21 protein-coding genes and 4 pseudogenes are annotated in these 22,763 nt (G+C 25.9%); 14 read left to right on the top strand and 11 right to left on the bottom strand.

Annotated elements, in window-relative coordinates; genetic code table 4:
- The first annotated feature begins 36 nt into the window (after positions 1-36).
- From C6B38_RS06605 to C6B38_RS06620, 5 genes are all read left to right on the top strand, one after another.
- Entirely contained in the window at positions 37-3,081 is a 3,045-nt protein-coding gene (locus C6B38_RS06605) for a DNA polymerase III subunit alpha (protein WP_105299052.1), read from the top strand.
- Positions 3,082-3,239: 158 nt separating this feature from the next.
- Positions 3,240-3,488 carry a copper homeostasis protein CutC gene (locus tag C6B38_RS11385; RefSeq protein ID WP_233485625.1) on the top strand — a complete coding sequence of 83 codons (249 nt, stop codon included), beginning with the start codon at positions 3,240-3,242 and terminating at the stop codon, positions 3,486-3,488.
- Positions 3,489-3,542: 54 nt separating this feature from the next.
- Positions 3,543-3,734: a BtpA/SgcQ family protein gene (locus C6B38_RS11390; RefSeq protein WP_233485617.1), complete on the top strand. Its 192-nt coding sequence runs from the start codon at positions 3,543-3,545 to the stop codon at positions 3,732-3,734.
- Positions 3,735-3,837: 103 nt separating this feature from the next.
- Complete coding sequence (gene pta, locus C6B38_RS06615; RefSeq protein WP_105299053.1) at positions 3,838-4,815, top strand: phosphate acetyltransferase; 978 nt, start codon at positions 3,838-3,840, stop codon at positions 4,813-4,815.
- A 17-nt stretch (positions 4,816-4,832) separates the two neighbouring features.
- A complete protein-coding gene (locus C6B38_RS06620; RefSeq protein ID WP_105299054.1) occupies positions 4,833-6,023 on the top strand; it encodes an acetate kinase in 1,191 nt (396 codons plus the stop codon).
- A 92-nt stretch (positions 6,024-6,115) separates the two neighbouring features.
- Here C6B38_RS06620 and C6B38_RS11395 read toward each other — a convergent pair whose 3' ends face one another.
- Positions 6,116-6,730, bottom strand: coding sequence for a phosphatase PAP2 family protein (locus tag C6B38_RS11395; RefSeq protein ID WP_233485618.1), 615 nt, complete (start codon positions 6,728-6,730; stop codon positions 6,116-6,118).
- A 781-nt stretch (positions 6,731-7,511) separates the two neighbouring features.
- Between C6B38_RS11395 and C6B38_RS06630 the strand changes: the two genes are divergently transcribed.
- From C6B38_RS06630 to C6B38_RS06650, 5 genes are all read left to right on the top strand, one after another.
- A complete protein-coding gene (locus C6B38_RS06630; RefSeq protein WP_105299055.1) occupies positions 7,512-8,252 on the top strand; it encodes a hypothetical protein in 741 nt (246 codons plus the stop codon).
- 60 nt (positions 8,253-8,312) lie between these two features.
- Entirely contained in the window at positions 8,313-9,455 is a 1,143-nt protein-coding gene (locus tag C6B38_RS06635) for a Vmc-like lipoprotein signal peptide domain-containing protein (RefSeq protein ID WP_105299056.1), read from the top strand.
- Positions 9,456-9,563: 108 nt separating this feature from the next.
- The gene (gene rmuC / locus C6B38_RS06640; protein WP_105299057.1) at positions 9,564-10,727 is read left to right on the top strand and encodes a DNA recombination protein RmuC; all 1,164 of its coding nucleotides are present in this window, start codon (positions 9,564-9,566) and stop codon (positions 10,725-10,727) included.
- A gap of 157 nt (positions 10,728-10,884) precedes the next feature.
- Complete coding sequence (locus tag C6B38_RS06645; RefSeq protein ID WP_105299058.1) at positions 10,885-11,706, top strand: aldo/keto reductase; 822 nt, start codon at positions 10,885-10,887, stop codon at positions 11,704-11,706.
- Positions 11,707-11,758: 52 nt separating this feature from the next.
- Positions 11,759-12,622 carry a hypothetical protein gene (locus C6B38_RS06650; protein ID WP_105299059.1) on the top strand — a complete coding sequence of 288 codons (864 nt, stop codon included), beginning with the start codon at positions 11,759-11,761 and terminating at the stop codon, positions 12,620-12,622.
- Between the two features lie 71 nt (positions 12,623-12,693).
- Here C6B38_RS06650 and trpS read toward each other — a convergent pair whose 3' ends face one another.
- On the bottom strand, positions 12,694-13,716 hold the full coding sequence (trpS, locus tag C6B38_RS06655) for a tryptophan--tRNA ligase (RefSeq protein ID WP_105299060.1): 1,023 nt from the start codon (positions 13,714-13,716) through the stop codon (positions 12,694-12,696).
- 183 nt (positions 13,717-13,899) lie between these two features.
- Here trpS and eno point away from each other — a divergent pair, with 183 nt between their 5' ends.
- Together eno and C6B38_RS06665 are read left to right on the top strand one after the other, a co-directional pair.
- Positions 13,900-15,285, top strand: a complete 1,386-nt coding sequence (gene eno, locus C6B38_RS06660; RefSeq protein ID WP_105299061.1) for a phosphopyruvate hydratase — start codon at positions 13,900-13,902, stop codon at positions 15,283-15,285.
- 121 nt (positions 15,286-15,406) lie between these two features.
- Positions 15,407-15,973: pseudogene (locus C6B38_RS06665) on the top strand (hypothetical protein); the annotation flags it as partial.
- Positions 15,974-15,983: 10 nt separating this feature from the next.
- Here the strand turns inward: C6B38_RS06665 and C6B38_RS12405 are convergent.
- The 8 genes and pseudogenes from C6B38_RS12405 to C6B38_RS06700 form a co-directional block, all read right to left on the bottom strand.
- A pseudogene (locus C6B38_RS12405) lies at positions 15,984-17,805 on the bottom strand (spiroplasma phage ORF1-like family protein); the annotation flags it as partial.
- A gap of 11 nt (positions 17,806-17,816) precedes the next feature.
- Positions 17,817-17,954, bottom strand: a complete 138-nt coding sequence (locus tag C6B38_RS11400) for a hypothetical protein (RefSeq protein WP_233485620.1) — start codon at positions 17,952-17,954, stop codon at positions 17,817-17,819.
- A 7-nt stretch (positions 17,955-17,961) separates the two neighbouring features.
- Positions 17,962-18,054 (bottom strand): hypothetical protein, encoded by a 93-nt coding sequence (locus C6B38_RS12410; RefSeq protein ID WP_443028758.1) that lies wholly within the window; start codon positions 18,052-18,054, stop codon positions 17,962-17,964.
- Entirely contained in the window at positions 18,054-18,449 is a 396-nt protein-coding gene (locus C6B38_RS06680) for a hypothetical protein (protein ID WP_105299062.1), read from the bottom strand. The genes C6B38_RS12410 and C6B38_RS06680 overlap by 1 nt, the downstream gene beginning before the upstream one ends.
- Positions 18,442-19,456: pseudogene (locus C6B38_RS06685) on the bottom strand (hypothetical protein). The gene C6B38_RS06680 and the pseudogene C6B38_RS06685 overlap by 8 nt, the downstream one beginning before the upstream one ends.
- A 2-nt stretch (positions 19,457-19,458) precedes the next feature.
- A pseudogene (locus tag C6B38_RS06690) lies at positions 19,459-19,659 on the bottom strand (DUF2649 domain-containing protein); the annotation flags it as partial.
- A gap of 152 nt (positions 19,660-19,811) precedes the next feature.
- On the bottom strand, positions 19,812-20,261 hold the full coding sequence (locus C6B38_RS06695; protein ID WP_105299063.1) for a DUF3627 domain-containing protein: 450 nt from the start codon (positions 20,259-20,261) through the stop codon (positions 19,812-19,814).
- Between the two features lie 327 nt (positions 20,262-20,588).
- Positions 20,589-20,771 carry a hypothetical protein gene (locus tag C6B38_RS06700; protein WP_233485623.1) on the bottom strand — a complete coding sequence of 61 codons (183 nt, stop codon included), beginning with the start codon at positions 20,769-20,771 and terminating at the stop codon, positions 20,589-20,591.
- 80 nt (positions 20,772-20,851) lie between these two features.
- On the opposite strand from C6B38_RS06700, the gene C6B38_RS06705 reads away from it, so the two are divergent.
- Complete coding sequence (locus C6B38_RS06705) at positions 20,852-21,322, top strand: hypothetical protein (RefSeq protein ID WP_105299064.1); 471 nt, start codon at positions 20,852-20,854, stop codon at positions 21,320-21,322.
- A 38-nt stretch (positions 21,323-21,360) separates the two neighbouring features.
- Here C6B38_RS06705 and C6B38_RS06710 read toward each other — a convergent pair whose 3' ends face one another.
- Positions 21,361-21,894: a lipoprotein gene (locus C6B38_RS06710; protein ID WP_105299065.1), complete on the bottom strand. Its 534-nt coding sequence runs from the start codon at positions 21,892-21,894 to the stop codon at positions 21,361-21,363.
- 134 nt (positions 21,895-22,028) lie between these two features.
- Here C6B38_RS06710 and C6B38_RS06715 point away from each other — a divergent pair, with 134 nt between their 5' ends.
- Positions 22,029-22,400 (top strand): hypothetical protein, encoded by a 372-nt coding sequence (locus tag C6B38_RS06715; protein ID WP_105299066.1) that lies wholly within the window; start codon positions 22,029-22,031, stop codon positions 22,398-22,400.
- The last annotated feature ends 363 nt before the right edge of the window (positions 22,401-22,763 follow it).

Consider the following 22,763-nt stretch of genomic DNA (forward strand, 5'->3'; position numbering starts at 1 on the left):
TTTTCGTTAAAATGAAAGGAGAGTGAGGTAGCAACAATGACAATTCCCCATTTAAATGTTCGAACAAGTTATAGTTTATTATCATCTTTAATTACTTTTGATAAATATTTTACTTATGCTATGACAACGGGTTTATTATCATTGGCAATTTGTGATAATAATATGTTTGGGGTTTATGAATTTCACCAATTTTGTCAAAAAAATAAAATTAAACCAATTATTGGCTTAAATGTTATTATTTGATTTAATGATATTCCTTATAATATGAATTTATTTGCCCGTAATAAAAAGGGTTATTTTAATTTAGTTGAAATTTCATCTTTAGTAATGATTAATACTGAACATAAAAAAAATGTAACATTAGATGAAATTAGCAAGTTTTTAACAACAGATGTTAAGATTATTATTAATTATACAACAGATGATTATCAGCCTGAATTATATCAAACGCTAAAGAACCTTTTAAAAGTTGAAACAGATTTATATCTAGGTATTAATAATGGCAATCTATCATTGTTAGAGTCACTGCAAACATTACTTGCAAGTGAACAAATTATTTGAAATAATAAAGTACAATATTTTACAAGTGAAGATTTTATTGCTTATAAAGTTGTTGATACAATTAAAACACAAACTTTATTTAAAGAAAGTAAAATGAAAGATTTATATGGTTGAGTATCACCACCCCCCCATTATCAACAATATTTTGACAATATTAAAACATTTATTACTGAAATTAATGTTTTTTCTTTACACAAAGGGACTATTTTTGATAATTTATTACGTTATCCAACCCCAGAAGGTCAAACAGCACAACAGTTTTTACAAGAAATTTGTCAAACAGCTTTAAAACAAAAAAGAATTAGTAGTTCTAAAACAACATATCTTGAGCGGTTAAATTATGAATTAACAGTGATTAATAAAATGGGTTTTAATGATTATTTTTTAATTGTATGAGATTATGTTCGTTATGCAAAACAACAAAATATTTTTGTTGGGCCTGGTCGAGGCAGTGCTGCTGGTAGTTTAGTTAGTTACTTATTAGATATTACGACAATTGATCCAATTACCTATAATTTACTGTTTGAACGCTTTTTAAATCCAGAGCGAAAAAGTTTACCAGATATTGATATTGATTTTGAAGATGATAAACGAGAAATGGTTGTTGAATATTTATTTGAAAAATATGGGAGTGAACATGTTGCACATATTATCACTTTTCAAACGATTGGAATGAAAATGGCAATTCGAGATATTTGCCGAATTTTTGATATTGCAATTGAAGAAGCAGACAAGATGAGCAAAGCAGTTCCATTAGAATATAATTATCATTATGAAGAAGCAATTAATTCAAATCCTCTTTTTGAAATTTATCAAAAAAAATACCCCCAAGTATTTTTACATTTAAAAAAAATTATTGGTTTACCACGCCAAACAGGAACCCATGCGGCTGGTGTTGTTTTAACGCAACAACGGTTACAAACAATTATCCCAGTTAAAGAAGGCTATAATGGAATTTATCAAACGCAATATTCAATGAATTATTTAGAAGAATTGGGAATTTTAAAAATGGATTTATTAGGATTACGAAATTTAACAATTTTACATGATGTGATTGATAATATTTACCAAGAAACAAAAGTAAAATTAGATGTTAACACTTTACCATTAAATGATCAAAAAACTTATCAATTATTAGCTCAAGGAGATACAAAAGGGATTTTTCAATTAGAATCACCAGGGATGACGAAAGTTTTAGTTGATATGGTTCCGGACCAATTAGAGGATATTGTTGCAACTTCTTCGTTATATCGTCCTGGCCCTCAAGATAACATTCCCTTGTTTATTAAACGGAAAAAAAATTTAGCAAAAGTTACTTATATTGATGAACGGCTAGCTGAAATTTTAGCACCAACTTATGGCATTATTGTTTATCAAGAGCAAGTTATGTTAATTGCTCAAAAAGTTGCTAATTTTTCATTAGCTAAAGCTGATGTGCTTCGTCGTGCAATGGGGAAAAAAGATGCATCAATTATGAGTCAAATGAAAACTGAATTTATTGAAGAAGCAGTTAAAAACCATTATGTTGAGAAAATAGCACAAGAAATTTGAGAATTAATTTATAAATTTGCTGCCTATGGGTTTAATCGGAGCCATGCGGTTGCATATTCATTATTAGGTTATCAAATGGCCTATTTAAAAGCAAATTATCCTTCCCATTTTTTAGCTAGTTTATTAACACATGTTATTGGTGATGAACATAAAACAAATGATTATATTGCTTTAGCAAAAAAGAATCATTTAACAATTGTCCCACCAAATATTAATGCTCCATATTGACAATATCATACTATTGATAATCAAATTTGTGTTCCATTATTAATTATTAAACAAATTGGTTTCGCTTTTTTTAATAAAATTGCCCAAGAGTATCAAACTAATGGAATGTTTACGGATTTATACGATTTGTTTATTCGCCTGTATAAAAAAGGTTTAAATCGAAAAACTTATGAAGCATTATGTTTTTCCGGAGCATTAGATGTTTTTAAGTTGAACCGGATTACTTTGTTTAATAATTATCAACGGATTCTTACTTACATTGAGTTAATTAAAACTCAAGAAGAGAATGAAAATTTATTTGTTGATTTTTCATTAGCTGAAAAACCAGAATTAGTAATTGAACCAAACGATGAAGTTATTTGTTTAGAAAAAGAATATGAATTTTTAGGGTTTTATTTATCAAATCATCCGTTAAAATATATTCGTGAAAAAGCAGGATATCAAGATAAAACAACATTAATTAGTAATTTACGTTTAAGTTTAGGATCAACAAATGTTTTAATTCTAGTGAAGCGATTAAAAATAATTACTGATAAAAACAATAATAAAATGGCATTTTTAGATTGTTATGATGAAAGTGGCGAAATTAGTATTACTGCTTTTGCTGGTATCTATAAGGATTATGCTAATTTATTAAAAGTTAATAATGTATTATTATTAAATATTAAGTTAGGAACATATAATAATAAAATTAATGGGATTATTAACCGTATTAAGTTTATTAGTGGGGAGCAAGAATAAATGTTTATTGAAGTTATTGCAAGAAACTATCAAGAATGCCAAATTATTGAACAAGCTGGGAATATTGACCGAATTGAATTATGTACTAACTTATCACAGAGAGGGTTTCACCACCCTATGCAGTTATTAGGGAATGTATTGAGCAAATTAAAGTTCCCATTCGGGTAATGGTTCGTCATCGTGACACTGATTTTTATTGTCCTGCTGATGAATATTTCCAACTTAAAAAAGATATTGCTTATATTAAAACAACAAAGGCAGAAGGAATTGTTGTTGGCATTTTAACACCTAATCACCAAATTGATTTATTACGGATGCAAGAATTAATTACCTTAGAATATCCACTAGCAGTTACTTTTCACCGGGCTTTTGATTTGATTGAAGATAAAGTTACTCTTATTAAATAATTAGCACAGTTAGGAGTTAGCACAATTTTAACACAAGGTGGGATAACTCCAATTATGGAAAATTTAGTAACTTTACAAAACCTTCGAAATTATGGCGTTCAAATTCAAGGTGGTAGTGGCATTAATTTGACTAATTATCAGGAAGTTAGTCATTATTGTGATGCAATTCATCTTGGCAGTGTTGTTCACTATGATGGAACATGAAACACTGAACTTGATGTGACAAAACTTCAACAATTAAAATAGGAAAATTTTTAATTAATTATAATTAATTTATTACTTTTTCTAAAAACTTCAAAAAAAGTAATATAATTATTTGGTAATGATTAATAGCAGAAAGGAATAAAAAATGAACATATTAGAAAACATACTTGAAAAAATTAATACCTTTTCTCAAAAAATAAAAATTATTTTTCCAGAAGGAAATTCTGAACGGATTCAAACAGTAGCTAAACAATTAATTGGCACAAATATTACGCCAATTCTTGTTTTTGCAACACGAGCAGAAGTTCTTTCAACAATTGACGAATTACAAAGTGAAGTCCTTGTTGCAGAAGAACAAAATGAAATAGAATTAGCAGAATATTTAGTTGAATTATGTAAAGGAAAAGTTTCATTATCAGAAGCTAAACAGTTAGTTCGTGAATGCAATTATTTGGCAATTTTATGAGTTAAAAAAGGATTAGCTGATGGAATGGTTGGTGGGATTACTTATGATACAAAAGATATCATTGGTCCAGCGTTACGAATTATTAAAACAAAACCAAATGTAAAATTAGTTTCATCATTTTTTTTAATGGTTCGTAATACTGAGCGCTATATTTTTACTGATTGTGCTTTAAATATTGATCCAACAGCCGAGGAATTAGCAGATATTGCTTATTTAGGATATGAGGCTAGTCAAGTTTTTGCCTTTCAAAATCCAAACATGGCTTTATTATCATTTTCAACAAAAGGTTCAGGACGTGGGACTTCTGTTGATAAAGTTCGTACTGCTTATGACCTTGTACGAGCAAAGAATTTAAAAAATTGTTATGTTGAAGGTGAATTTCAATTTGATGCCGCATGAGATGATACTATTCGTAATAAAAAAGCACCATCATCATCTTTAAAAGCTCCTGTTGATATTTTTGTTTTTCCAAATTTAGATGCGGGAAACATCGGATATAAAATTGCACAACGATTGGGAGGATTTGAAGCAATTGGTCCAATTGTGATTGGATTAGACCGGCCAGTTAATGATTTATCACGTGGTGCCACTATTAATGATATTTACAATACTGTTTTAGTAACAGCGTATTTATGTATACATAAATCAAATGATTAGAAAGGAAAAAAAGAAAAATGATTTTAGTAATAAATGCTGGTAGTAGCTCGATGAAATTTCAATTATATAAAGTTAATTCAGCAAAAAATTATGAAGTAATTTGTAAAGGACTCGCTGAACGAATTAACATTGATGGAATTTTTATCCTTAAATTTAATGGTCAGAAGTTTCAAACAAAAGAAGATTTTCCAGATCATAAATCAGCAGCAAAGGTTTTAATCGCTAAATTAAAAGAACATCATATTATTCAATATTTTGCTGATATTCAAGGAATTGGCCATCGAATTGTGCATGGTGGTGAAAAGTTTACACAATCAATAGTTATTAACGATGAAGTATTTGCCGAAATTAAACGAATGGTAACATTAGCTCCGCTGCATAATCTGCCTTCAATTGCGGCAATTGAAGCTTTTCGTAAGATTGTTGATGTACCAAATGTTGCAGTATTTGATACTTCATTCCATACAACAATTTCTGAGGAAAATTATTTATATTCAGTTCCTTATGAATGATATAGTAATTATCAAGTTCGCCGTTATGGTTTTCATGGCATTTCTTATCGTTATATTACAAAACGATTAGCTGAAGTTTTACAAAAACCAGCAGCTGAACTTAATGCAATTATTTGTCATTTAGGCAATGGTGCTTCAATTTGTGCAGTTAAAAATGGAAAAAGTTTTAATACTTCAATGGGCTTAACGCCATTAGAAGGATTAATTATGGGAACACGAAGTGGTGATATTGACCCCTCAATTCACCAATTTATTGCAAATCAAATTGGAACAACATTAGATGAAATAACTAATACTTTAAATAAAGAATCTGGTTTATTAGGAATTTCGGGAGTATCATCTGATTTACGTGATGTTTTTAAAAGTAGCAAGGATAATCAACGTAGTAAATTAGCGTTGCTAATGAGTGCAAAAAGAATTGCAAAATATATTGTTAGTTATGCTAATGATTTAAAAACAAAACCAGATGCAATTGTTTTTACCGCTGGGATTGGTGAAAATTCTGATGAAATGCGCCAATTAGTCGTTAATGAAGTTACTTTATTGAACTTAGAATTATTTCCTTCAGCAAATCAAAGTTCATATGACACAGAAAATCTAATTTCAACATTAAAATCAGATGTTCTTATTTATGCGATGCGAACAAATGAAGAAGTAATGATTTGTGAAGATACTTATCATTTAATTAATTCATAAGATAATTTTATTACTACTTAAAATTTAATTATTCACGATAAAAAAGGTTTAGGTGTTTGATAACACCTAAACCTTTTCATATTAAAATATCTTTAAATTAAGAGTTTTGCAAAAATTTTATTAACACTAAAATGAACAACTAAAATCATGGAACTTGAAAAAATAAAGGTAAATGCAGTGTCAGAAATTCAGTGAAAGCGTTCAATTACAAGAGCAAAATTCATTGTTAAAACATGAATTAATCAAATAATAAAACAAAGTTTTATTTTTCAGTTAATTTTAGTGTTTTGTTTGTTTTTTAAAAATAAAAGAATAATTGAACCAGTACAATATGTAGCATTAATATGACTACTTGGAAAAGCATACTTTCATGGGGTTTTAAATGTTGGCATATTAACATTACTAAATAAACCAATTGGTGGTTTTCACCAAGGATATTGCCATTCTCAGGTAATATTATTAAGATAACCATTATTTAAGTTATATCCAAAATGAAAACCTGATTTAAGATAGGCATCTAAGAATTCAGGATGAGCATTAATTAAATCTCCAAAAATAGCATTATAATAATAAATTTTATGTGTTGCTCCTTTTAAAATCACAATAATAATATATGTACTAATTAAAAAACTTAATCTTTTAGTTGCTTTTAACCATGTTTGTTCTGTTAACAAACGGTTGGTTTTAACTAACCCGATAGCGAACATAATAAAGGCCAATTCCTAATAAGATTGATTGATAAAGAAAAACTAAAATAACACTTGTTAACTTATACTTATAATTATCAAATAAAATATAGTCAATTCCAGGACCAAATTCCTCGTCAAGACTTGGAATTAAAGATAAATTAACAATATTACCAATAAGCCATGCTCCTATGACTAGAAAATAATACTAGAGTAAGCAAATAATTTTTTACAAATTTTTGCTTTTTTTTGTTTTATTTTAAGTAAAAACCATGTTTCTAACAAAATTGCTAAATAAATGATAATTACAATGACTATTTCAGTATTTCCTAATTGATCATAAAAACATACTCAATATTTAACAAATTCATTTGATAAAGGTTTTGCAAGTTCAGCAGCAATTTGGTAATCAATTTGATATCATCCTGTTGCAATTAGAATTCCTAAACTAATAAGAGAAATTACGAATAACGGAATTGCAAAAAAATAAATATTTCATTTTTTTAATAAAAAAGATGTTATTTTTTTGGTGCATATAGTTTCCTCATTTTTTCTTTCATCGTTGTTAATTAAGTAAGAGGTTAGTAAAAAATATAGACTATTTTCTTTTTAATTATATGTTAAAAAATAAAATTCTAATTTTAATTTTAAAACTTTTCACGGTATAATTATTCAGAACGTGTTATTAATAATTAAGATGATAATTATAATTGCTTTAATTATTGGTTCACAATAGGGTTTTTAATTAAATATAGCGAGAGATATAATCAAAATAAAAAGCAAATATATGTGGGTGATTAAAATGAGAACAGATTTCAAAAAGTATTTTCAAGTATTTTTTAATATATATTTTATTTTGTTTATTTTATATTTCGGAATCTCGTTATTTTTACCTTATTTTGTTTCACATTATACAAATTGGGCATTTGTTAGTATCTCATTAAATTTAACTTATATTGTTTTAATAACGGGAGCCGTTTTATTTTTCTTAGCTGTTTTAATCCAAATTTTAAGTGATTTTAAGCATTATAAACAGATTATCTTGCAATGAGATAGTATTTTAAAAGTTAATGTTATTGTAATTTTATTATGGTTAACAAATATTTTTTGATTATCATATACTATTTATTGAAATATTGCGATAACAGGGTTACTTAGTTGTTTTTCACAATTTTATTTTCAACTTTATCAAGTAATTTTAATTTTGTTTTATTTCTTTTATGGATTATTTATTACTACCTTTTTTGTTGCTTTAGTTACATTGCGAATTTATTTAATTTATTGGTATAAGATTAATGATTTAATTTATTTTAATCCGTTTCTTAATTTAACGTTATTTTTAAATATTTTAGAACCGTATCTTTTTATGCGGTATCGAATTAATATTTTAGTTATTTTTTTATTAAAAAAACTAATTATTATTTCATTTATTATTGCAAATATTATTAAAACATATCGGTTAATACTTTTCAAAAAGGAAACAACACCACCACAAGAAAGAAAATTTATTATTGCTAAAATTTTAATAAAGTGATCTTTTTAAAATTAATTAATATTAACTATGTAATAAAAATTATTGAAAAAAATAAAGGAGAAGAAAATAATGAAAAAATTAATGATGATTTTAGCATCAATATCAGTATCAACCCCAATTATTGGTACGGCAGTTGCATGTCGTAGTCCTCAAACTGGGGGTGAAATTGATACGACAGGAGTACCAACTGTTGGTAGTATTAAGGCAAATTTAAAAAAAGCAGGTTATGATGTTGATAACTTAGACGTTGATTTAGCACCAGGAATGAAAACAGCAACTATTCGTTTTATGCCAGATGCTCCAAATCCCCCATTTTTAACAAAAAAAGTTGATTTAAAATGAACAACAAATGATATTAATAAAATGATTACTGTTACTTCTTTGCCATATGATAATGGTTCTGGGAAAAAATTAACCGTAGATGAAGTATTAACTGTTATTAATAGTTTAAATGGAACAAATTTTACTTTTTCAGATGTTGAAGTAAACTTTGATCAAGAAATTAGTCAATGAGTAATTGTACCAAAACCAGGTGGTAATTTTACTGGTTCAGCAGTTGAAATTATTAATGAACCAATTACATTTTCGCAGGCATTTCCATTGCGAAATATTGGTGATATTTATATTGATGCTGCAGTCTGAGCAGATTATAAGAAAAATCCTGAAGGTACAACTATGAATATGACAGCAGCCATTATGGAGTTTGTTGGGGATCGTAATCGGTTTGCAAGTTTATATAAAGATGCAATGTTAAAAGCAATGATGGGAGCATTAAACGGTGGCATTGACTTATCAATTAATCAAGAAAATGGGGAAGGTACTTTAAAAATTACAACTGAGGTTGAGCATGTTATTAATCGTTCAACACTAACTGCCAATTTTAAAGTTAATACAACACCACCACGGAAGTTTTTAACGCAAGATAATATTAAACCAACGAAAAATCTAATCCCGGTTAAATTAAATGAAACTTATACAAAAGAAACTGAAAACAAACTTCGTTATGATCTTGTTACCAAGTTGTTAGGAAAAGAATTTGCTGATCAGTATAATGAACTTTGATATAATGAACTTTGAGTAACTTTTAATGAAGATGGCAAAGGAGCAATTGTTGAAGCTAAACCAGGGTCAAAAATTCTAGCTGTTTCTGATAAGTTAGCTTATATAATGACAAAAATCCCAGCTTATAAATTAGATGTTACATTTGAATAAAAGAAAATAAACTCATAAGATTAATGAGTTTATTTTTTTGTTTAAACAGGCTATAATTAAAATTATTGCGGAATAAAATAGAACATTAAAATATTTAGGGGGAATACAATGACAACAATTTCATATGCTTTACTAGGAATTATCTTAGTTATTTTAGTTAGTTTTCTAATAATTTATTTAGTAAAAACACATAAAAAACCACTTGTAAATAATGATTCAGCATTATTACAGAAAGACATTCAAGCATCAAAAGAATTATTAGAGAAACAAGGGTTAGGATTGCAAAATCAACTTTCTGAACAAAAAAGGGAATTATTAACTTTAATTAGTGAATTTCAAACAAATTCAGTTAAAAATGATACTGAATTTAATCGAAACTTAGCGATTTTAAACGAAGGATTAAATAATTTTAAAAATAACTTGTCAAAGCAAGATACAGATTTAAAAAATAATTTAACCCATCAAGGTGAAATTATTTCAAAGTCTTTTACTGATGTTTTATCAAATTTAAAAGTTTTAAAAGAATCAACAACAACATTAAAAGAAGTTGAAACAAAAGTTAAGACTTTAAATGATATCTTCTTAAATAATAAGAAACGTGGTAATTTAGGTGAATATTTATTAGAAAAAGTTTTAAGTGATATGTATGGAGAAAGACATCAAGGATGAGAGCGCCAATATAAATTGCCAACAGGAACTGTTGTTGATGCATTAGTTAAAGCTGGGGGAGCAAAAGAAAATATTGCTATTGATGCAAAATTTCCATTATCAAACTATAACAAATACTTAGAAGTAAGTGATACAACAATTAAAAATAAATATTTAAATCTTTTTAAACAAGATTTAAAAGACCGAATTAATGAAGTTGCTAAATATATTAATCTTGAAAATGAAATTTCAAGTGCAATTATGTTTGTTCCTTCCGAAGATTTATTTGCATTTATTTATTGCCAATTTCCAGACGATATTATTACTTTTGCATTTAAAAAACGTGTATGAGTTACTTCACCAACAACATTATCAGCAATTTTATTTGTTTTAGAAAAACATATGCGGGAAGTTGCTTTTAACCAAAATATTGAGGCTATTAAAACTAATTTATTAAAAATAAAAGGCGAATTTGAGCGTTGGGTTGAACGTTGACAAGAGTTTACAAAAAATTTTGTAAAATTTAATACTAGTATTGAACAATTAAATACCACACATAATAAGATTCAGATTCAATATCAAAAAATTTTAAATGAACAACAATTAGAACAACCAGTAGATTAAAACAAATAACTATGAAAGAAAAATATCTTAGAAATAAGATATTTTTAATAAATTTTGAATTAACCATTAAAAGCACTTTAGGTTTGTTTTTCTTGTTATTGATTTTAATTAAAGTTATAATTATACAAAGGCCAAAAAAAGAAAAGGAAGTATAAAAATGAAAGCACTGACAACAAAATTAAAACTTTTCAATGGTGTTGAAATCCCATTAATTGGTTTAGGAACGTATAAAATGACTGATGAGCATGAAGTTTATCAAGCTATTATTACAGCATTACAAAATGGTTATCGTCATATTGATACCGCTCAAATCTATGGAAATGAAGAATTAATTGGCAAGGCAATCAAAGATAGTGGTGTTCCACGAAAAGAAATCTTTTTAACAAGTAAAATTTGAAATGCTAATCATAAGTATGATGCGGCATTACAAGAAATCGATAACATACTAAAACGGTTAGATACTGATTATTTAGATTTATGTTTAGTTCATTGACCAACTGCAGATCGAAATGAATGTTTCCGTGCGTTAGAAACAGCTTATGGAGCAAAAAAAATTCGAGCAATTGGGGTTAGCAACTTTGAAGTTTCTCATTTACAAGAGTTAATGGCAATTAGTGAAATAAAACCAATGGTTAATCAAGTTGAACTTCATCCGGGTTTAAATAACACAGATGTTATTAAGTTTTGTCAAGAAAACAACATTATTATTGAATCATGAGCAACTTTAATGCAAGGACAATGTATGACAAATTCAACTGTTCTTAAAATTGCAGAAAAACACCAGAAAAATCCTGCCCAAATCTGTTTAAAATGAGCAATTCAACAAAATATTGTTGTTATTCCAAAATCAACACATAAGGAACGTATTATTGCTAATACTGAACTAGATGATTTTATGTTAGATGATGAAGATATGACAGCATTATTTGTTTTACCACAGGCAAGACTAGGAGCTGATCCAAATAATTTTAATTTTTAATTGTTATTTTTTGTTATAATTTAAAAGAAAGTTTATCAAAAGGAATAATTCCATGAAAAAAATACTTAGTCTTCTTGGAACTATAATAATGTTTATAACTCCAAGTCTCTTAACTATTAGTTGTACTTATCCAAAACAATATTATATTCCATCACAAGATTCAACATTGCAACCAGCAGTTAGTAAGTTTTTAGCAAATTTTATGTTGCAACCCATTAATGACGAAGGCGAGTATTTGGTAAAACATCAAGATGATAATACAATTTTTACAACTTTTACAAAAGAAAGAAAAGCTCATACTTTATGACCAATTATTAATTATAATTTTAATAATCCTTCAAATGTTCCAGCATTTGAGTTACCAACAGCTAATGTTTTATTTAAAACATATATTGCAGCTATGCCAACATATTTACCAATACCTGACCAGTTATATCGTGATTTTATTTTGTTTTCGTTAATTCATGATACAACCGAGTATACTTATACTACGGGGCAAACAACAATGGAAGAATATACTTTAGATGGTAACCATTTTTTAACAACAATTTATTATTTAACAATTAATTTAAATTCTAATGTTTTTTGAAGTTATGAACTTAACAAAGACTTGGAAGAATACTTAATTAATTATATTCAGAATCATCCAACTTTTACTTTTAAACAAAATATGACAACAGAAAAAATTATTAAATTATGGTTAACAAATGTTTATAGTGATTCAAATAATTTTAAAATTAGCAATATTAAAACAATTGAAAATATTGATAAGTTATATTCTTATTTAAAAAATAAAATTGCTTTTCATTTTGATCAGTTAGATACTAGTAAAGCTAATCAAAGTGGAAAATTTAATTTTAAAGTAACTGACCAAAATGGTAATTATATTTGAGAATTAAATGAATTAAAATATTAAATTCAAAATTAAATATGACAAAAAATAGACACATAAGTTTTATACTTTATGTGTCTATTTTTATTTAAATGCTACTTCTTTTGATAATTTAATCCAACAACATTTTTAACTTTTGTTATTTTTTTATTAGCAATTGCTTGTGCTTTTGTTGCTCCCAAATTAATTAATTCATCAATTGTTTGGTCTTTCATTAATTTGTGGTATTTTTTTTGAATTGGCTCTAAAGTTTCAATAATTGCATTGGCAACTTGTTCTTTTAATTGCCCATAATCTTGTTGAACAAATTCCTTAACAGCTGCTTCAATTGTTATTTTTTTTAAAACAGCATAGATTGTTAAAAGATTACTCACCCCTGGTTTTTGGTCAGGATTATAAGCAATTTTTCCTTCTGAATCAGTTACTGCACTACGGATTTTTTTTTGAATTAATTCAGGTGAATCTAATAAACTAATAAAGGACTTGGGGTCGTTTGAAGACTTACTCATTTTTTTGGTTGGATTTTGTAAATCCATAATTTTGCCACCAATTAGTGGAATGAAGTCGGTTGGAATTTTAAATAAATTTTGTTGATAACGATTATTCATTCGCTCGGCAATATTTCGTGTTAATTCAATGTGTTGTTTTTGGTCCTTTCCAACTGGAACTAAATCAGCATCATATAATAAAATATCTGCGGCCATTAAAGTCGGATAAATTAATAATCCAGTTGGAATAAATTCGGTTCCATTTTCTGCTTTCATTTTGCTTGATTTGTCTTTAAATTGTGTCATTCGTGATAATTCCCCAATAGTTGTGTTACACAATAAAATATGTGCCAATAAGGTAACTTCTAAGACATCTGATTGAACAAAAATAATTGCTTTTTGTGGGTTTAAACCACATGCATAATATAATGCAATCATATTTTTAATGTTATTTCGTAATTCTTCTTTACTAATTGGAATTGTAATTGCATGTAAGTTTGCCACAAAAATAATTAAATTATTATCTTCTTGTAATTCAATAAAATTTTTTATCGCTCCAATATAATTCCCTAATGTTAATTGCCCTGTGGCAGTAATGCCTGAAACAATTGTTGTTTTTTTTTGTTCCATATGTTTTCCTTTCTTATTCAAATTTGATAATGTATTTATTAATATCATAGCAAATATTTTAGTTTTTCCAAAAGAAAAACAATAAAAGTAGTATTTTTTCATGGATTTTCAACCGATTTTGTTTACTATTTTTTGAACAAATAATATAATAACATTATATACTTAGAAGGAGAGTACAAAATTATGTCGAGAATTGAGAAAATTAATGCTCGTGAAGTAATTGATTCACGAGGAAATCCAACTGTTCAAGTTGAAGTTTGAACAGAATTTGGCGGATATGGTTCAGCAATGGTACCATCAGGAGCTTCAACTGGAAGTCGTGAAGCATTAGAATTAAGAGATGGTGATAAAGGACGTTACCAAGGGAAAGGTGTTTTAAAAGCAGCTGGGAATGTTAATACAAAAATTGCAGAACAACTTGTTGGAATGGAAGTAACAAACCAAGTTGAAATTGATCATGCCATGATTGCGTTAGATGGAACTGATTTTAAAAAGAATTTAGGTGCTAATGCAATGTTAGGAGTGTCAATGGCTGTTGCCAAAGCAGCAGCTTCTGAATTAGAAATGCCATTATATAAATATTTGGGTGGTGTTAATGGGAAAAAACTGCCAGTTCCAATGTTAAATATTATTAATGGAGGAGAGCATGCTGATAGTGCAATTGATTTTCAAGAATTTATGATTATGCCAGTTGGAGCTGAAACTTTTAAAGAAGCTTTAAGATGGTCATCAGAAATTTTTCATACTTTAAAGAAAATCTTACAGGATAAAGGTGATATTACAGCTATTGGTGATGAAGGTGGTTTTGCTCCGCATTTTAATTGAGCATATAAAGATCAAAATTTAACTTCATTTCAAGCAAAAACACCAGCCGAAGTTGCATTAGATTTAATTGTTGAAGCAATTGAAACAGCAGGATATAAACCAGGCAAAGATGGTGTTATGATTGCAATGGATTGTGCTTCATCAGAATTATATTTTGATGATAAAAAATATCACTTTAAGAAAATTGAAAAAGTTACAGGTAAAGAATATGCAATGACAACAGAAGAATTAATTAAATATTTAGACAAGTTAGTTGATAAATACCCAATTATTTCAATTGAAGATGGTTTAGCAGAAGGTGATTGAGCTGGTTTTGAATTGCAAGTAAAAACAATGGGGCATAAAATTCAAATTGTTGGTGATGACTTATTTGTTACAAATCCAAAAATTACAGCAGAAGGAATTGCTCGTAATGCCGCAAATTCTGTTTTAATTAAATTAAATCAAATTGGAACAGTAACTGAAACAATTGATACAATTCAATTAGCACAAAAAGCAGGTTGAACGGCAGTTGTTTCACATCGTTCAGGAGAAACCGAAGATTCAACAATTGCTGATTTAGCAGTCGCTTTAAATACTGGTCAAATTAAAACAGGAAGTATGTCACGAAGTGATAGAATTGCAAAATATAACCGTTTATTAGCAATTGAAGATGAACTGGGAAAAGTAGCTGAATATGATGGAATTAAAACATTTTATAATTTAAAAAAACATGTTGTGGATTTAAAAAAAATAACCTTTTAAGGTTATTTTTTATTATAAATGTAAACTGTAAATGCAAGTGCAACTTGATTTGCTCAAAGGTACTAGGGTACTTTTTTAAAGTATAATTATGAGTATCACACAAAAGGAAGGTGGCAATTAGATGAAACGGTTATTAACACTTTTTAGTGTTTTTGTTTTAGGTTTCGGTAGTAGTTTAGGTGTTGTTAGTTGTACAGTGCGAGCAAAACATGAGCTTGATGATAACGATGAGTTAGATCGCAATCAAGATCTTGAAATTTTAAATCAAATAAAAAAGGAAACAAAAGAAACTTTATTACCATGATGGCAAACAAAGACAATGATTGATATTATTAAGGATTATCCAGAGCAAATATCATCATTTGAAGAACTAGTCGCAGAGGTAAAAACAAAAAATGATGGCTTCTTAACTTTAACGAGCACAGCAATTAGTGAATATGGTTTTTTAAATCAGTTGCTTGTTGGTTTTAAAGCAGAGTTTAATAATTTGAATCAACATTTACGAGATCGATATTCAAATTATTACGTTGATAGAATGCCATTATTCTTAGGAGAAAATGACATTTCATTTGATTTATATAATATTAATTTTGATAAGATAGCAAAACTATTAGAAGATACTCTCCAAGCAGTATTAGGAATTACAGCCCAGGTTAATATTCCTTATGAACTGCGCTTTAAAGGATTATCAGTGCTGGCTCTTTTTGTGCTTGCAATTCAAAAACATTATAACCGATTTTTTGTTCTTCAATTTTTTTATACTTTAAACCATATTTATCTTTTAAAGCATCTTCAAAAACATAACCCGAATTTGAGTTAATATTATAATTATTAGCAACCGAAAAATCATAATTAAAAACACTACCATAATTATTAATCGTATAAAACCGATTTTTAAATGCTGAATATAATTTAATATCTAATTGCTGATATTTATCAGAAAAATAAGAATATCGTGGGTAAATTTTAAAACCATTATTTACTAACAAACCATATTTTCTATTATAACCTTGAACATAAGTATTATTTTCTAAATCAAAAATCGTACCTAAATAATTAGTATAAAATTTCTGTGAAATCTTAAACATACTATTTAATAATTTATCAAATTGTAATTTATCGTTAATATTTTCACTCAACAAAATATTATTAAAATTTTGTAATTTCAACGCAAAAAAGTTAACTAAAACAGTATCATATTGTAAATTATCAATATATCCATTTTCAATAAACGAACTACGATTTTGAAGCACTGGCACCAATGCACTTGCAAAAAACGACTGTAAAAACTTAGATAAATCAAACTGACCGCTAAACTGTTGATAATACTTTAAATCTTTACTATTTAATGATGAATAAATTGAACCATTAAAATTAAAAACTTCACCAATTCCCGTTCGCATAAAACTAAAATTAAAACTTAAATCGTCATTATTAATATTATTTAATTCCAAATTACCCGAAATAATTAAATTTGCTTCATCAACAGTTAAAATCATCCGATAAATTGCTTTTTTAATATTTTTAACATCTAATTCATCAACCGTCTCAAAATCAAAAATTATCCGCTTTGTACCAACATTATTCGGATTTTCATAATCCGCACTACCACTTCGCTGAACTCTAATATTTTCCTGCAAAACAGAATATAAAGATAAATCAATAAATTCTTTTACGCGAGTTTGTTGATAACTATTTCAATTAGTAATTTCACCAGTGTTTTTGTTGATAGTAGGTATTTATGGTTCACTGCTTCCATTAAAACAATAAACAGAATTATTTTTTCATATAAAATCTGTTCCATTTTTTAAATGTTGTCAGTGTGTATTTTGATTTTTTATAAAATTATCATCAAAATAAAATTTTTCATATTTATATTCACTACCAAATTGACGAACATAAAAATATCATTTATTATTTGGTTTTAAAAATTCATTTTTTCTATTATTAAAATTAATTAATTTTCAATTATCTACTTTCAACTTAACTCTTGGATAACGAACTAATTTATAACGATCAATATTTTCCACAATTTTTTTAGATACATCAAACATATTATATTTTACAGCAAAGGCATAAATAAAATCAGTTAAATCATTCAAAAAATTCTCCCTTTTAACATCATAAAATTTTTTAACCATATACCGATTTTTTAAACTATGTCATTGTTGATAATAAGACAAAAATACTTCATCTGGTTTATCATAAACAACTCCGGTTGAATAACTATCTTGTAAAAAATCTAAATACCATTTATCATTAAACAATAAATTTTTTGATGTTTTTAAAGTTGGATTAATAAAATAATTTGTTTCCGACCAATTTTCAAAAAAATACTGCGTAAAAACATCGTATTAATAAAATCAGTTTCATTAATACCTTTATCAGTACTATTATATCTTGTTTAAGCGTATAATGTTCCTCATTTAACGGTCTAAACGCCGTTAAAGTAATAAATGGAATAACCAAACCCAAAAAAGTTAAAATAAATATGGCAAATAAAGATAACAATTTTTTCATAAAATCAACTCCTAACTATACAATGTTTTTGAAACAATAAACTCAACAATATATAAACTTGATATCGTTAACATTAACGGATGACTAAACAAAACTGCCATTCTACCAAATAATCAAATCAACCAAGTATCAGAATTATATAAATCCATAATAATTTTATTTTGCTGATGTAAATTGATTAATAATAACAGTAATAAAACCAGTACCAAATATGGCAATCCCCGCCACCAATAAAATTAATTTAATCATTACTTTTTATCTCCTTTAAATTTAGTACTTCTAATATTTTTTGCTTGATATCTAATACTTTGTCGTTTAAGTTCTTTTTTAACTTGTTGCTTATTACTATTCTGATAAACATTTTTGCCAACATTAATACCTTTTCGTACAGTTGACGAATATACTTGCGAAACACCATTATTGACTGTTGAACCTAAATTATTATATTGTGTTGATGTCCCGTGAATTGCATAGACAGATAATTTAATAATCATAAAAAAGACTAAAAAATAAGCAATCGATGTATTTGTCATCGGTAATTTTGTATTTCAAATTACATCAAAAATAAACAAAAATATATCAAAAACAAAACTAAAAATCTTGTCTCAATTACTATTATTATTTTCAACTAATAAATTAATCATCTTTATTACTTCCTTTTTCTTTTTTAGGTTTTAAATTCTTTTTCAAAATATCAATATCAAACAATTCTAATCGTTCTTTAACACTTAATTTTGTAATTTCCGACCAATAATATTCTTTTTTATTAACAATTTCATCATTTTTTAACTCCCGCACAAATTTTAATCATTGACTATCATATTTATTCGCAAATTCAAGGGGAATTATTATTTTAAAAAACCGAATTCCTAACCCAAYATCYGACTTATGTTTTGCTCTTTTACCTTCTGCTGTTCGTTCTACTGATTTTGTTTTTCAAATTTCATAATCCGTTATATCTTGGAAAATCCCAATTCGCATAATAAAGAAACGATTAAAAAAATTAAATCCTTTTTTAGCAAAAGGTTTTTTCAATGAAATTGGAATAATAATCCCACTTGCTAACTGGCGAATATTGTTTCAAATCATACCTTCACGCTGAGCAGTAAACAACGCACGATTACCAAAATGTCTCGCTAAAACAATTCACGGTATTTTACCACTATGAACTTTTTTCTCATCATGAGGACTAGTTCCATCAATATACAAATAACTTTCATCAAATAAAATAACACTATCATCTGGGGGAACCGGTTTTGTTCTATCTGTAAAATCTAAATTTTTAAATGTTAAAACTTTAACTTTATCATCTTTTAACGGATAATTACTATAAATTTCATCTGTCAATAATTTCATAGTTTGCGACAAATAAGTTAAAAGTAATGTTTTACCAGTTCCTAACTTACCAATAATTACCGATAACGGATTATCTTAAACAAAATTTACTAACCGAAAAGAATTTAACTGATAAAAAATATTTTTTTCACAATCATCACAGAAAATATACAAATTGCAAAGCAAATAATATTCAAAATACTAAACCAACACAATACAAAGAAATTATCCAAAGTAATAAATCAATTAAATTAAACAAAAGCATTGAACCACTAATATAACAATAGTTTTTAAAGAAAAATATAAATTTTTTCATTTTTTAAAATACCCAACTATTTTAAAAACCATTCACAAGAAAAACCAAGTTAAAAACAAAATCACAATTCAAACACCAACCATCAAAGTTAAATATTCATTTTGCGTTAAATTCCACATTGTAATACTTTCAACATTAGTTTTATCTATAAACAAAAATATATGAATAAAAAACTCTTTTAATTTAATTCAATCATTTTGCATTTTTAAAAACTCCACATTTTTTGAATAAGTTTAAAAAACATTCCAAAAAACAAAACAATAAATAACACAAACGACATAACATATAAAAACTCAGGGGCATTTGCACCAATAATATAACTAACAAATTGAACTCAATAATCATATAAACTCATTTAATTTAAACTTTCTAAATCATTAATCAATTCTTGTACTTTTTTAACACTTCAATTTGTTAAATTATTATTGTTATTATTTGCTTTTACTTTTTTAGGTTCACTTGAAAATAACGCTTCTTTCATTTTAGTAAAGTAATTTTGTTTATATTGATTATATAAATTGATTAATTCTGTTCTAGTTAAATATTTTCAAATATGACGTTTTAAATTTTCATCATATTTTACAATAGGATAAGAATTATCATAAATTAAACCGATTGCTACTTGTTCCGAATGTTTTTCACTCGGATAAATAAACTTATTACTCAATCAAAAACCAATATGACGATTATGATTAGGTAAATTAATAAAACTTGCTTTATATGTTGTAAAAGGTATAAATCCCTTACTAATAAAATAATTTTCTACATTCTGATTTTTCTTAACAAAATTACTCAATTTTATCATCTCCTAACTAAATATTTGTTTAATAAACAATGTTATAAATAATGTTTATATAATGTTTTTTAATTGTAATAAACACTGATTATTAACAATGTTATACATAATGTTAATATATTGTTTATTTAATATTTAATAAACACTGTTAATAAACATTGTTAAATATAAAAATAATAAAAATTGAAAAATACTATTTAATTTTTAACAATAGTTATTAAAATATAAAATCATAAGTTTATAATTAAGTTGATATTATTATGGTTTTCTCTCTGTATAAATTATTTTAAATAGAAAGGAGAAATAAAATATCGAAGAAATAATAAATTCATTTTTCTATTTAATAAATTCATTTTTTACAAATTTGATACCATCTATTTTTTGATTATCATGAATGGTATAACCAATTAAAACAATTATTTCACTAATAATAATTTTAATAATAACTTTTAAATTTATTATTTGAATTTTTAATAAATTAACAAATTTATAAATATTTTTATACAGAGATAAAACCATAATAATACCTTAAATATAATTAAATTGATATTTTTACACTATACACTGTTTACAAGTTTTAAAAGAAAGTAGGTGTATTTATGAGTGAAACTATTTTAGAAATTATTGTTTTGGTTATATCACTTTTTACTGGTGGAACAACCGGCATAACGGCAACTATTTTGAGTAAAAAACAACAAAAAATTAGAGATGAAAATAAAGAATTAAAAGAAAAAATAAACGATATTAAAATTGAAATTAATAATATTAATACGAAATTAGATGTTATTACAATTATAAATAACAAACTTGCCAATAACAACAAAATAAATATTAGACAAAAAAATAAGGATGGTAATAAAAATGAAAAAGAAAAAGACTGAGTTTTTTTACGATTAGCATATTGAATAGTTCACGGTTTAACATTGGGATTGCCAATTTTATTTACTGAAATTAATAAACTAATGCTAAAATTAAAAGAAAAAATTAATAATGAATGTATTTTGTTAGATGAAAATAAAGAAGATAATATTAATGACATAATTAAAAAAGATGATGAAAAAGAAAATTAAATAAATTAAAAAAAAGCAATTTTTACTAAATTGCTTTTTTATTCACCATTAACTTTTATATTACCATCATTATTAACAACTAAATAAGGTAAATTTTCTTCCCCGCCATTTCAACGATAAACATATTTAAAATATGATCCCTCTATATCATCAGACCAATATTTAATTGTCAGTGAATCTCTATAAACAAAAAACAACTCTTTTTCTCTTTGTCCAGCAGTAAAATCCCCATAATTAATTAATATTTTATCTTTACCTTTACTATTAGGTATTATTTGTTTTGGAAATTCATCATTTTTAAATTTATTAATATTTCATTGATTGTCACCTTTTCACACAACAAAATAATATTTATTATCAACTTTATTAAATGGTTTTTCTTGAGGGCAAATTCATTCTAAGTTGTTTTTTATTTCTTGTCAATTTGTGTATATTTGGTTTTCTTGTTTTAAATGTTCTAATTCTTCGAGTGTATATTCATGTATTTTAGTTTTATTATTACAAGCAACTAAACTTGCTGTACTTGTTCCAATTAAGGTGATTGCACCTAAAAGACTTAATCATTTTTTCATAATAACCCAGTCCTTTCTTGATATTTTATTTATATAAAAATTATATAATGAATATAAATATATACAAAGAATAATGATAAAAATTTATTTTTTTGATAATATGTTATTAAAAAAAAGAACAAGTGGAGGAAAAAGTGGAAAAAGAATCTAAAATTGAATTTGAACTTGAATTTGAAAAAATTGTAGCAGAAATAAAATATTTATTAAAATATAACCCAAAAAGTGAAGAACAAATAAAAAAGAAAATGAATTTTTTAAAAAAATATTTTGAGAAAAATATAATAAACATGTTAACGATGAAAAATGTCAATTTACTGGTGCAAGAGGATTGTGTTATAGAAAAGCAAAAAAAGGATATGAATGTATTGTATGTAATAGTCCATGTTGCTATATTTGTTATAAAAATTATTACAATTGTAAAAAATGCCTTTTTTAGTGATGATGATTCTGATTTTAAATATTATTTAAAAATTTATTTTAACGAAAACTATTATAATCAAGATTAAAAATCTTGTTTTTTTTATTTTAAATTAAGATATAACATTTTTGTTATCAAAAAAGTATCAAAATTGTATTAAATAATATTAAAAAAAATTAAATATTTGAAAAACAAGTTAAAAATAACTTGCTTTTTTAGGTGTTTATTTTAATGTGTGTGATGATTTATTTTTAAATCAGGAAAGGAAACAACTTTAAAATGGATATTAATAATATTATTAATGGTGAAAACTTTTTTAATAAAATATATGAAGATTTGAATAGATATGATGTTGGAGAAATTGCATATAGGTTAGAAAATATAGATGATTTTATTTTTCAAAATTATCAAAAATATGATAAATTTAAACATTATCGAGTAAAAGATAATA

This window comes from Spiroplasma sp. ChiS, from assembly GCF_002968355.1.
GTDB classification, from domain to species: Bacteria; Bacillota_I; Bacilli_A; order Mycoplasmatales; family Mycoplasmataceae; genus Spiroplasma; species Spiroplasma citri.